Origin of the sequence: Marinobacter sp. Hex_13, assembly GCF_001566815.1 — a bacterium.
Taxonomy (GTDB): domain Bacteria; phylum Pseudomonadota; class Gammaproteobacteria; order Pseudomonadales; family Oleiphilaceae; genus Marinobacter; species Marinobacter salarius.
In genome coordinates this window covers 38,545-50,829 of record NZ_LSMM01000042.1, presented here as the reverse complement: position 1 = coordinate 50,829, position 12,285 = coordinate 38,545, and the positions used below count along the sequence as shown (strand labels likewise).

Below are 12,285 nucleotides of genomic sequence, written 5' to 3'. Positions count from 1 at the left end.
AGGTTTCGGAGCCACTGATTTCACTGAGCTCAACCTCCATCGACATCTCGAGATCATCCTCATTGTTGGGGACCAGTCCGATGTGACTCGGGCGGATACCAAACCAGTAATCGCCGGGTTCGAGCCGTGCGAGTTCCTGAGTCAACGCATGATGGGAGTATTCGTCGAAGGTCACTTCCGTGTCGGTGACCCGGCCCTTGATCATATTCATGGGCGGCTCACTGAACAGTTGTGCCGCCAGGGTGTTCACTGGGTTGCGGTAAACGTCCATCACCGGGCCGCTCTGAACGATCCGTCCCTCGTTCAGGAGCGTGGTGACACCTCCCAACGCCAGCGCCTCGTTGGCTTCGGTGGTGGCGTATACGGCAATGCATTGGCGTTCGCGGAACAGTTCCCGCAACTCAGCGCGCAACTCTTCCCGCAGTTTGTAGTCGAGGTTCACCAGCGGTTCGTCAAACAGGATCAGGGTCGCGTCCTTGACCAGGGCCCTGGCCATCGCCGTGCGCTGCTGTTGCCCCCCGGAAAGCTCCAGCGGATACCGCTTCAGCAAGGGGTCAATCTGCAGCATGTTCGCGGTTTCCTTGACCCGTCGGTCAATCTCACTCTCCTTCATCTTGGCCAGACGCAGGGGCGAGGCGATGTTTTCGTACACCGTGAGGTTGGGATAGTTGATGAACTGCTGATAGATCATTGAGACATTGCGTTGTTGAACGCTTTGCCCGGTGACATCGTTGCCGTTGTAGATGAGGCGGCCGTCATCGGGCTTGTCCAGCCCGGCCATCAGCCGCATCAACGAGGTTTTGCCGGCCAATGTACGCCCGAGCAGAACGTTGAACGAACCTGCCTCAAACGTGATGTTCGCGTCGCGGATGTAATCGACTCCATCCACGACACGGGAGAGGTTCTCCAGCGTTAAGGACATAGGCTTTCCTTTGTTGTTCTTGTGGCACGTTATCCGCCGTCACCGCAGGCGACCGGCGAAAATTCGATTTCGAATACATAAAGGCAATGAGCATACCAATGTAGGTGAAAACCACGAGCAAATACGTAGACCATTGTTTTTATTGCCATTAAATTTCTGGAAAATTTCTTTATTGAAAACAAAAATGTTCGCTATCAAACTTTTTGTTCAGTTTGAACATTGACCTGAACAACCAATGAGCACATTATTGAACATCGTAGCGAACAGATTCGCGGCCTCGGGCCACCCTGGCGGGGTGCGAAAAAACAAAACGAACTTCAGGAACGCGGAGGATTCGCGTGAAAAGGCAACAAGAGAGGGCGGAATACCGATCCATCATCGCGGATTCCTGGAACCGCTGTATTGGTTACGGGCTTCACCATGACTACGAACCCGAACCCGCGAACCTCGACGACCGTGCCCGGGAAACGCTGGAAAAAGACTACGAAGCGTTACTCAGCACAACAGAGACGGAAGTACTTCCCTACTACAACAACATCATGTCCAACAGCCGCTGCCTGATCCTGCTGGCCGACTCCCATGCCCAGGTCCTGAAGGGCTGGGGCGACAAACGCATTACCGAAAGCCATCTGCGGCCATGGTTCAGCGCAGGCGCCAGCTGGCACGAACGCTACGCTGGCACCAACGCCATCGGCACTTCCATCGCCACCCGCTCGCCCGTCCAGGTCCAGCGAAACGAACACTTTCTCAAACTCAACCGGAGCATCATCAGTTCTGCGGCGCCGATATTCGATACCGACAGAACCCTGGTGGGGGTTCTCAGTGCCTTCAGTGATGCCTACCTACCGCAGGCGCATACGCTGGGGATGGTTCGTCTTCTTTCGCAATCGGTTGAAAACCGTCTGATCGTCAGGCAGTTGGGGGGCAATCATTTTATCCTCACCCTCAACACCACGGCGGACAATATCGACAGCCCCTGGTCGGGACTGATCGCATTTGACCCCAACGGCCGCATAGTTGCCTCCAATCAGCGGGCAGATCAACTACTCGGCGAGCCTTTGTCAGGGCGCAACCTGAACTCGCTGTTCATTGAAAACCGGAACCTGATACTGAATCACTCCCACAACACCCCCATACAGCTCACGACCACGAAACGAGTGCGGCTGTCAGGACTGTTGAAGCGGCCGGTCTCGCTCGACACCGTCACCACAAAGCCCGCGCGCGCAATACCCCGTGCCAGGCCCACGGAGCCAGGCATGGCTGGCGTTTCCATGGACGATATTGAACATGGGGATCCACTGGTCCGACGCTGTGCCGACCAGGCGAGGAAGGTTCTGGAGAGAGGCGTTCCGATACTGATTTGTGGTGAAACCGGTGTGGGCAAGGAAGTGATGGTCAAAGCCCTGCATGGAACCAGCCAACGATGCGCGCAGCCTCTGGTCTCCGTTAACTGTGCGGCGATCCCACCGGAGCTTGTCGAATCCGAACTGTTTGGCTACGAGGCCGGCGCATTCACCGGCGCCCGCGCCCAGGGTTCTCTGGGCCTGATACGCAAGGCCGACAAGGGCATTCTGTTCCTGGACGAAATCGGAGAAATGCCCCTGGCCGCCCAATCCCGGCTATTGCGCGTGCTGCAGGAACGGGAAGTGACACCGGTGGGCTCCACGGAACGCATTCCCGTGGACCTACTGCTGGTGTCTGCGACCAACCGCCCGCTCGCAGATCGAATCGACAATGGTGAGTTCAGAGCGGACCTCTACTACCGCATCAATGGCCTCAGCCTTGAGCTTCCAGCACTCAGGGATCGAATGGACCGGCGCGAGCTGATCCGCAGAATCTATCTGGAGCATCGTGACAGCGGCCAATCGGACACTCTGAACAATGAGGTAATGGCGGCGCTTGAGAATCACCCCTGGCCCGGCAATATTCGCCAGCTGGTGAACATCGTCCGCGTCGCCGTGGCCATTGCCGACGGCGACGACGTGCAACTCTGGCATCTGCCGGAGGATTTCCTGGCGGATTATGAGAGTCAAACCAGGCCCGAGCGCAAACCGGTATTCGATGCATCGCCCTACAGAGAATCGCCCCAGGCGAATGACAACTCCCGGAATGACACCATGGATCAGACACTGGTGGTCTACCGACAGTGCATGGGCAACGTGTCCCGTGCAGCCAGGGAACTGGCTGTCAGCCGCAACACCCTGTACAAGCGACTTCGGGATCTGGGTGTAAGGTAGTCATAGCTTGCGAATGGCTTTAAGCCAGCCGTCGTAGAGCTTGTCACGCTGGGCTTTAGTCATCGTTGCCTCAAAACTGCGGTCGCATCGCCACATACTGCTCAGATCCTCCAGGCTTTTGTAGACACCCGCCTGCAGGCCAGCCAGATAGGCCGCGCCCAGCGCGGTGGTCTCCACCAATGCAGGCCGATCGACCCGCGCCCCGAGGATATCCGCCAGGAACTGCAGTACCCAGTTGTTGGCCACCATGCCACCGTCCACACGCAGGGTAATGGGCCTTATGCCATCCTTCTCCATCGCCTTCTGCAGATCCTTGGTCTGATAGCAAACCGATTGCAGGCCAGCGGTCACGATTTCCTTGATCCCGGTATCACGGGTCAGCCCGAAAATCGCCCCACGGGCGTTGGGGTCCCAGTACGGTGCGCCCAGGCCCGTAAACGCTGGCACCAGATAGACCCCGTGGTCCACCGGTGTGCCTTCCGCCAGGGGTTCGGTCTCACAGGCGTCCCGAATCAGCTGCAATCCGTCTCGCAGCCACTGGATAGCCGCACCGGCGATAAAGATACTCCCCTCCAGCGCGTAGGCAGGCTTTCCGTTGAGGCGATAGGCTACCGTTGTGAGCAGGCGGTGCTCTGACGTCAGAGCCTTGTCGCCGGTGTTCAGCATCAGGAAACAGCCGGTACCGTAGGTGCTTTTCGCCATTCCGGTTTCAAAGCACGTCTGGCCGAACAGGGCCGCCTGCTGGTCCCCCGCCATACCCATGACGGACGTACCACCCAGCCGACCGTTACCGACGATCTGGCCGAAGTCGGCTGCCGAATCCATCACCTGCGGCAACAACGAGGCAGGAATGCCGAACAGGTCAAGTAGCTCCGGGTCCCAATCCTGATCGTGAATGTTGAACAACAGGGTGCGACTGGCATTGGTCGCATCGGTCCTGTGCTCCCTGCCGCCGGTCAGTCGCCAAAGAAGAAAACTGTCGATCGTGCCGAACGCCAATTCTCCGCGTTCCGCCCGTTGCTGGGCGCCCGGTACGTTGTCCAGTATCCAGCGAATTTTCGTCGCCGAAAAATAGGGGTCAATCAACAGCCCTGTCTTGTTGTTCACTGAAGGTTCAAGGCTTTGCTTCTTGAGCGATTCACACCAGTCCGCGGTTCGCCTGTCCTGCCAGACGATCGCCGGGTAGATGGCCTCGCCCGTTGCGCGGTCCCACAACACCGTGGTTTCACGCTGGTTCGTTATGCCAACTGCGACAACCTCATCGTTGTCACCACACCCCTTGGCCATCACGTCATCGCAGGTTTCCTGGACAGTACGCCAGATGTCTTCCGGCTCATGCTCGACCCAGCCGCTCGCGGGAAAATGCTGAGGGAACTCCTGCTGGCTCGTCGCGTGGATGTTGCCATCCAGGGTGAAAAGGATGGCGCGGGAACTGGTTGTCCCCTGGTCGATCGACAGAATGTACTGAGTCATAGTTGTTTTGCCTCGGGCCAGTGTTCTTATTTTTTCGTATTTTTACTTTTTTGAAAACAAAAGCCAACCCTTTTTACGGGCGAAAACTTACCCGCACTTCGCAAGCCTCACACAAGCCCCTAAAAATGCTGCACAAAGGCACAAAACACTCTAAACTGAGTTCAGGTTTGAAATCGCTATTTCGTTCGTTACAGAAAAACCGTGAACCGGAGGAAGTTGAATGGCACAACGACGCCGACAGGACCTGATCATGGAGCTCATCCAGCAGAACGGCTTCGTGACCACCGAGCAACTGGTTGATCAGTTCAAGGTAACGCCGCAAACCATCCGCCGGGATTTGAACGACTTGGCCAGCCAGAAGAAACTGCGCCGGCATCACGGCGGCGCCGGCATCGACTCCAGCACGGTGAACACTGCCTACCAGGCTCGCAAAATCATGGACCTGGAAGCCAAGGAGCGCATCGCTGAAGCACTGGTCGACATGATCCCCGACAACTCATCCATGTTCATCAACATCGGCACCACCACGGAAACCATTGCCAAGGCCCTGCTTGAGAAAAACAACCTCCAGGTAGTCACCAACAACCTTCACGTCGCATCCATTCTTTCCGCCAAGGAAGACTTCCACATCATTATTGCCGGCGGCGAAGTGCGTAACCGCGACGGCGGCATCGTGGGTGAAGCCACTCGGGACTTCATCAACCAGTTCAAGATGGATTTCGGCATTATCGGTATCAGCGGCATCCACAGTGACGGTTCTTTGCTGGACTTCGATTACCGGGAAGTGCGGGTTGCCCAGTCCATCATCGAGAATTCCGGCCAGGTACTGCTGGCCGCGGACCATTCCAAGTTCGGCCGCAACGCCATGGTGCGCCTCGGCAGCATTGCCCAGGCAGATCATGTGTTTACCGATGAACCGCCTCCCGTCGAAATCCGCCAGCTCCTGCGTGAAAACAACGTGGAACTGCACCTGGTCTGACCCCTCCATCGCCGCAACCATCACCCAGTCATAGCCTGGCAGCGTGACTCCCAAAGCCTTCGCCCACTTTTTTTCGTTTTTTTTCTGTATTTTCCTTTACGAATATATTTTGCTTTCGCATAATGTGGGTATACGTTTCTGTGAAAATCGGAAAGAGCGCCGGAAGCGTCCTTTCATTGGCGTCAGGAGATGACTCGAGATGACCGAGGAGAACAATACATTTGACGTTGTCGTTGTGGGCGGTGGCGTCAACGGCACAGGTATCGCCATGGACGCCGCAGGCCGCGGACTGAAGGTGTTGCTTTGCGAAATGAACGACCTCGCCTCAGCCACCTCGTCCAGCAGCAGCAAGCTGATTCATGGGGGTCTCCGATACCTTGAGCACTACGAGTTCCGCCTGGTACGTGAAGCCCTGGCAGAACGGGAGTCGCTGCTGCGAAATTCGCCACACATCATGTGGCCAATGCGCTTTCGGTTGCCACACCGCCCTCACCTTCGCCCCGCCTGGATGATCCGGACCGGGCTGTTCCTTTATGACCATCTGGCCAAGCGAGAGGTCCTTCCTGGGTCGCGCTCCATAAAGTTCGATGAGAAGGATCCGCTCAAGTCGGATATCACCAAGGGTTTTGAGTATTCAGACGGCTGGGTGGATGATGCTCGCCTGGTGGTACTGACCGCCAAGAAAGCCCAGGAGTGCGGCGCCACCATCCTGACCAGAACCAAGTGCATCAATGCCGAGCGCGGCGCGGATTCATGGAACGTATCGCTTCAGGATATGAATGACGACAGTATCCACCACGTCTCCGCTAAGGTGATTGTCAATGCGTCGGGCCCCTGGGTAAGCCGGCTGTTCAGCGAAAGCCTGTCCATGAAAGCGCCAAAAACCATTCGCATGGTCAAGGGCAGTCATATTGTGGTGCCTCGCCTCAATCGGGAAACCGAGGCCTACATTCTCCAGAATGAAGACGAACGCATTGTGTTCGTCATCCCCTACGAGGACGAGTTCTCCCTGGTAGGCACCACCGACGTGGATTACGAAGGCGACCCGAAAAAAGCGAAAATATCACCGGAAGAAACCGAATATCTGCTGGATATCGTCAACTCGCACTTTAAACGCCAGCTAACGGAAAGCGATGTGGTGTGGTCCTATTCCGGCGTTCGACCTTTAATGGACGACGAAGAGGGCGATGCCAAGAAGGCTTCCCGCGATTACTCGTTTGAGGTCAGCCGGGAAAAGGGCAAGGCGCCGGTCATCTCCGTCTTTGGTGGCAAGATCACTACCTACCGCAAACTTGCAGAAGCTGCGACGGACAAACTCTGCCAGTTTTTCCCACACGCCCGCGGTCCGTGGACGAAAACAGGCATCCTGCCCGGCGGTGATTTCGAGAATCACGACACTCTCGAGGCAAGCCTGTCAGCCGAATACCCGTGGCTTCCCGAAGCGGTATACAGCCGTTACGTGCGTACTTACGGCACCAAGGCATACGACTTTCTGGGCGACGCAAAATCCATCCAGGATCTGGGATTTCGGTTTGCCGGCACACTCTACGAGCGCGAAGTCGAGTATCTTATCAAGCATGAATGGGCGATGACGTCGGAGGACATTCTCTGGCGCCGCACCAAACAGGGGCTCTATGCCACTGAAGACGATGTTCGGGAGCTGGACAGATATCTATCCGCCCAGGCAACCCCGCAACCGCAAACCGTTGCTCTCCACCACAGCGCCTGAATCACTCTCTCAGGCATTTCGCTCCGGCCGGCCTCCCCCGCCCGGAGCTTTTTTGTGCCCCTTTACTGGCAAGCACTCCCCGGTATCCCTGGATACGAAAAAGCCGGATGCCTTACGGCACCCGGCTTTTCCTGCCCCATCCTTCGTCCAGTCAGTAGGGTGTATAAGGCTCTTCCGCTTCTATCAGAACGTCAGCTGTGAGCCAACAATGAACGCATCGTATTCACCCTGACCACCCTCTGTGCCCAGCGTCGTGTACTCGGCCATCAGGGTCAGGGCGTCCGTAGCGGCGTAACGCGCAAACACCATGGTCAGATCCGTATCGTTCGCGCTCGAGTTGATGTCGTCTTCACCCTCGCCGTAGCTGACACCCAATGTGGTGCGGTTGAAGCCGTATGTCGTCTCAACGTACCACTGACTGGCGTCTTCCTCGTTCGGATCCAGGCGAGCGGCAAATACGCCGTTCCCGGTACCGGACGTCATGGAATAGTTACCACGAACATTCAGGTTGCCGAGCGACACCGAACCACCAAAATCGACACCAGACATGGTGTAGTCGTCAAAGGTGCCGGTCTTCGAGTCTACATCCTGAGTAAAGGCACTTGACCACAACGAGAACATATCCGCGGTGTAGACCACGTTGCCCTCAATTCGGGGCGCGCTGTATTCCGCATCAGCTACGCCATCCACCTTGGAGGGGCTGAATACACCCACCTTGAATTGCAGACCACCCAGGCTATTCGAGGTATACATCACACGCGGCGTGAAGTTGGCGTAGAAGTAACCATTACCAATACGTCCCGCCGTTGCAGCCACCTGATCCGGGCCGCCGATCAGGCCGACACCCAGGGCACTGCCGTTGTCCCCGATAGCTGGAACACCAAAGATCCCGAAGCCCTTACCAATGTTGACCTGACCGAAATCACCGGCAACCGCGATCTCGGACACGCGGCTGCGGAAATTCGCATTGGCATCACCAGGCGCTATGTCTGCGTTCATCTGGAAGTGACCCGATACTTCCAGGCCATTCTGGGTGGGAGCGTAGATGTTGGTTTGCAGCGTAGCCGGGTTAAAGCCTGTGGTGATGGTAAACGAGTCTTCGTCCGTTGGATCGTCGTAGTTGCCAAGTACCGCGAAGATTGGAATGTGACCGTTGAATCCCGCTTTCCAACCGCTGTCGGATTCGAACGTGGTGTCAGCATATGCCGGCGTAGCAAACGCTCCGGCAACCATCGCAACCCCGGCCGCCAGCGCAGACAATTTGAAAGACTTAATATTCGCGCAGTTTTTGTTTTCGATCATGATAGCTTCCTATTATTGTTTGAGATTTTCTGGCCTATCAGCACTTCCTCTCGTTGGAACCTGAAATAACCTTTATATCAATAACTTGATGGGCTACCTCTTGCTAACAGACACTGTCATCTCGAACATTCATTGCGGTTTTCGGCCGCTTTCTGTTTTCGAGACAGAACAAATCTAGCGCGCTAAAGAAAAAATGGAAAGTTTTAGAACATATTTTATCTGAAATTTACGCCCTTTCATGGCGCAAAAAACAACGAAATAATCCATATATTGTTGTTTTTATTTACTTATTTACAGATACAGAAATATCTATAAATTTTCGTTGACGAACCATAAAACGAACATTACTCTCAATAATGTAGTAAAACCAACAAAAACACATGTAACTAACAACAAGAAAGGTGTTCCATGAGGAAATGGCCAATTGTCGCTGCGACCACCTGCCTGCTGTGCTTCAGCGCAGCCGGTCACGGTTCAGATACGTTTAGTGCGTTGCCGGAAGCACGCAAGCAGGTCATCAATCAGTGGATTTCAGAAAATTTTCAGGCGTCCACGCTATCTACGGAGCAACAGGCAGAAGAGCTTGCCTGGTTTGCACACACCGCCAAGCCGCTGGAAGGCCTTGAGATTTCGGTTCTGTCAGAGAACCTGGCAACGCACCGTTACGAATCCGAAGTACTCGCGAAAGCGTTTTCCGACATTACCGGCATAAAGGTGACTCACGACCTGAAACCGGAAGGCGAGGTCATCCGGCAGGTCAACCTGCAAAGGATCATGGCTGCCAAGGGTCGGTATGACGCCTTCGTCAACGACTCAGACCTGATTGGCACCCACGCGCGCACCGGCTGGGCACTGGCACTGAGTGACTACATGGAAGGCAAGGGGCGCGAGTACACGCTGCCCACGCTGGACCTGAAGGATTTTATTGGCCTGAGCTTCGTGACGGGCCCGGATGGAAAAATCTACCAGTTGCCGGACCAGCAATTCGCCAACCTCTACTGGTTCCGTTACGACTGGTTCCAGCGCCCCGAGTTACGCGCAAAGTTCCTGGAGCGCTATGGCTATGAGCTTGGCGTGCCATTGAACTGGTCCGCCTATGAGGATATTGCCGAGTTCTTCACCGTCCATGTGAAGGAGATCGACGGCGAGCGCGTGTACGGCCATATGGACTATGGCAAACGAGATCCGTCACTTGGATGGCGCTTCACCGATGCCTGGCTATCCATGGCGGGCGCTGGCGACCCCGGGCTGCCCAATGGCCTGCCAGTGGATGAATGGGGAATCCGGATGGAGGAATGTCATCCTGTTGGCTCCTCCGTCGAGAGAGGCGGCGCCACCAACGGGCCGGCCGCTGTTTATGCCTTGCAGAAGTACATAGATTGGCTCAGAAGCTACGCGCCACCGGAAGCGCCAGAGATGAACTTTTCCGAGGCTGGTCCCGTTCCCGCTCAGGGCCAGATTGCCCAGCAAATTTTCTGGTATACCGCCTTCACGTCCGACATGACCAAACCTGGGCTACCCGTGGTCAATGACGACGGTACGCCGAAATGGCGAATGGCACCCTCCCCTTACGGCGCCTATTGGTCGGAAGGTATGAAACTCGGCTATCAGGACGTAGGCGCCTGGACCATTCCCAGAGTGATGAGTGATCGCAGCCAGAAAGCGGCCTGGCTCTACGCCCAGTTCACGGTCTCAAAATCGGTATCACTTCAAAAAACGCTCGTGGGCCTGACGCCGATTCGCGAATCGGACCTGGACTCCCCGGAAATGCAGGCCAGAAGCGCGGAACTGGGCGGGCTGGTGGAGTTCTACCGCAGCCCCGCCCGTGAAGCCTGGACACCGACCGGTGTTAATATCGCCGACTATCCCAAACTGGCCAAACTCTGGTGGCCGAACATCGCCGATGCAATGTCGGGAGAACGCACAGCTCAGCAGGCCATGGATAAACTGGCCGAAAGTCAGGACAGGGCGATGGCGGTGATGGAACGCAACTACACAGTCAAGAATTGCCCACCCCGTATCGCATCAGACGACGATGCAAAAGGTCGCGACTGGTGGCTCGCACAACCAGGAGCTCCGAAGCCGAAGCTGAAGAACGAAAAGCCACCGGGGAAAACCATTCGCTACGAAGATCTTCTTGCGCGCTGGGAAGAAGCCCGATAGGTGTACGACAGACACCTGGGAGCTCAGTCGTCCAGAATATCCTTTACCCGGCGGCGCAGCTCGGGAATAACCTCCTGCTCGAACCAGGGATTGCGCCGTAGCCAAAGGTTGTTTCTCGGGCTGGGGTGTGGCAACGGCAACATGGCCGGCCACACCTCCCGCCATTGCCTCACCCGCTCCGTCACCGACGTTTTCGCCCCTGGCAAGTGCCAGGCATGAGCGTACTGTCCAATCACCAACGTCAGCTCCACATGCTCCAGGCGCTCCAGTAGCAGGTCCCGCCAGGCAGGCGCACACTCCGGCCGTGGTGGCAGGTCACCGTTCTTTCCTGTGCCGGGATAACAGAACCCCATGGGCAAGATCGCCAGTTGCTGTTCGTCGTAGAAAGTGTCCCGGTCAATGCCCATCCAGTTGCGCAGCCGGTCGCCGCTGGGGTCGTTGAACGGCAATCCGGTATCGTGAACACGGCGCCCGGGCGCCTGCCCCACCACCAGCAAACGCGCTGACTGCGAGATCTGGATCACCGGCCGGGGCCCGAGGGGCAACTGAGCTTCACAGATCCGGCACTGGCGAACGTTCTCCACCAATTCACCAAACGGCATCCGGGAATAAAGACTGGTCATTTGTGCCAACCACTCCAGAAGAATAGGCCATTGCATACACAGCCACTTAACGTAACCATAAAGCCTCAACCCGTTAGCCACAAATCGACGATTCCGAGAACGGCACAAGGACTGCTCCGCCCATGAATGCCAAGTCAGATGTTGACTCCAACGCCACCCTGAATGCGTTTCGCGAGGTCGTTCGCAGCCGGCGTTCAGTACGCCGATTTACCGACGAGCCAGTGCCGGAACACGTGCTGGATGATTGCCTTGAGCTGGCCATGCTGGCGCCAAATTCCAGCAATCTTCAGCCCTGGGAATTTTTCGTGGTCAGGACCCCAGACCTCAAAACGCGTCTGGCCGACGCCTGCCTTGGGCAGAACGCGGCCAAAACCGCTCCCCTACTGATTGTCGTAGTCGCCCGTACTGACACCTGGCGAGAGCACTCCCGTATGGCGCTGGAACAATGGCCGGAGGAAAAGCTGCCGGGCATCGTCGAGAAGTACTATTCCAGAATCGCACCCATCCACTACAACCAGGGGCCTTTCGGCCTGCTCGGTGCCGCCAAGAAAGCCGCCGGATTGTTTGTAGGCCTTTCCCGCCCTGTTCCCAGGGGCCCCTATTCAAAGAGTGAGATGAAAGTCTGGGCCACAAAATCCACCGCACTTGCGGCTGAAAACCTGATGCTGGCGCTGAGGGCCCACGGTTACGATTCATGCCCCATGGAAGGCTTTGACGAATGCCGGGTAAGACGGCTGTTGAAGCTACCGCGAAAGGGCCTGGTGACCATGGTACTGGCGGCGGGGAAACGCTCAGACAAGGGCGTGTATAACCGCCAATACCGCTTTGAGAGGGATACGCTCATTCACTACCTGTGA

The 12,285-nt window shown here is 56.4% G+C and carries 9 protein-coding genes; 5 read left to right on the top strand and 4 right to left on the bottom strand.

The annotated features are described in order from the left end of the window. Positions 1-922: ABC transporter ATP-binding protein (locus AXW11_RS11320; protein ID WP_286792285.1), on the bottom strand; the 922-nt coding region annotated here is incomplete at its 3' end. A 338-nt stretch (positions 923-1,260) separates the two neighbouring features. Between AXW11_RS11320 and AXW11_RS11315 the strand changes: the two genes are divergently transcribed. Continuing rightward, on the top strand, positions 1,261-3,159 hold the full coding sequence (locus AXW11_RS11315) for a sigma-54-dependent Fis family transcriptional regulator (protein ID WP_091641405.1): 1,899 nt from the start codon (positions 1,261-1,263) through the stop codon (positions 3,157-3,159). On the opposite strand, the gene glpK is transcribed toward AXW11_RS11315, so the two are convergent. Beyond that, the gene (gene glpK, locus AXW11_RS11310) at positions 3,160-4,632 is read right to left on the bottom strand and encodes a glycerol kinase GlpK (RefSeq protein ID WP_085680139.1); all 1,473 of its coding nucleotides are present in this window, start codon (positions 4,630-4,632) and stop codon (positions 3,160-3,162) included. A gap of 220 nt (positions 4,633-4,852) precedes the next feature. On the opposite strand from glpK, the gene AXW11_RS11305 reads away from it, so the two are divergent. Then, positions 4,853-5,611 carry a DeoR/GlpR family transcriptional regulator gene (locus AXW11_RS11305; RefSeq protein WP_007155657.1) on the top strand — a complete coding sequence of 253 codons (759 nt, stop codon included), beginning with the start codon at positions 4,853-4,855 and terminating at the stop codon, positions 5,609-5,611. Positions 5,612-5,810: 199 nt separating this feature from the next. Next, positions 5,811-7,340 carry a glycerol-3-phosphate dehydrogenase gene (gene glpD, locus AXW11_RS11300; protein WP_085680137.1) on the top strand — a complete coding sequence of 510 codons (1,530 nt, stop codon included), beginning with the start codon at positions 5,811-5,813 and terminating at the stop codon, positions 7,338-7,340. Between the two features lie 183 nt (positions 7,341-7,523). On the opposite strand, the gene AXW11_RS11295 is transcribed toward glpD, so the two are convergent. Next, the gene (locus AXW11_RS11295; RefSeq protein ID WP_091641408.1) at positions 7,524-8,642 is read right to left on the bottom strand and encodes a porin; all 1,119 of its coding nucleotides are present in this window, start codon (positions 8,640-8,642) and stop codon (positions 7,524-7,526) included. 408 nt (positions 8,643-9,050) lie between these two features. On the opposite strand from AXW11_RS11295, the gene AXW11_RS11290 reads away from it, so the two are divergent. Further along, positions 9,051-10,805 (top strand): ABC transporter substrate-binding protein, encoded by a 1,755-nt coding sequence (locus tag AXW11_RS11290; protein WP_177190596.1) that lies wholly within the window; start codon positions 9,051-9,053, stop codon positions 10,803-10,805. Positions 10,806-10,828: 23 nt separating this feature from the next. On the opposite strand, the gene AXW11_RS11285 is transcribed toward AXW11_RS11290, so the two are convergent. After that, the gene (locus AXW11_RS11285) at positions 10,829-11,428 is read right to left on the bottom strand and encodes a uracil-DNA glycosylase family protein (RefSeq protein ID WP_091641411.1); all 600 of its coding nucleotides are present in this window, start codon (positions 11,426-11,428) and stop codon (positions 10,829-10,831) included. Positions 11,429-11,550: 122 nt separating this feature from the next. Here AXW11_RS11285 and AXW11_RS11280 point away from each other — a divergent pair, with 122 nt between their 5' ends. Further along, entirely contained in the window at positions 11,551-12,285 is a 735-nt protein-coding gene (locus tag AXW11_RS11280; RefSeq protein WP_041335514.1) for a nitroreductase family protein, read from the top strand.

Bases quoted from the DNA above. Each gene is read 5' to 3' on its own strand.
- glpK (WP_085680139.1), bottom strand. From the start codon at position 4,632: ATGACTCAGTACATTCTGTCGATCGACCAGGGGACAACCAGTTCCCGC.
- AXW11_RS11305 (WP_007155657.1), top strand. From the start codon at position 4,853: ATGGCACAACGACGCCGACAGGACCTGATCATGGAGCTCATCCAGCAG.
- glpD (WP_085680137.1), top strand. From the start codon at position 5,811: ATGACCGAGGAGAACAATACATTTGACGTTGTCGTTGTGGGCGGTGGC.
- AXW11_RS11295 (WP_091641408.1), bottom strand. From the start codon at position 8,642: ATGATCGAAAACAAAAACTGCGCGAATATTAAGTCTTTCAAATTGTCT.
- AXW11_RS11290 (WP_177190596.1), top strand. From the start codon at position 9,051: ATGAGGAAATGGCCAATTGTCGCTGCGACCACCTGCCTGCTGTGCTTC.
- AXW11_RS11285 (WP_091641411.1), bottom strand. From the start codon at position 11,428: ATGACCAGTCTTTATTCCCGGATGCCGTTTGGTGAATTGGTGGAGAAC.
- AXW11_RS11280 (WP_041335514.1), top strand. From the start codon at position 11,551: ATGAATGCCAAGTCAGATGTTGACTCCAACGCCACCCTGAATGCGTTT.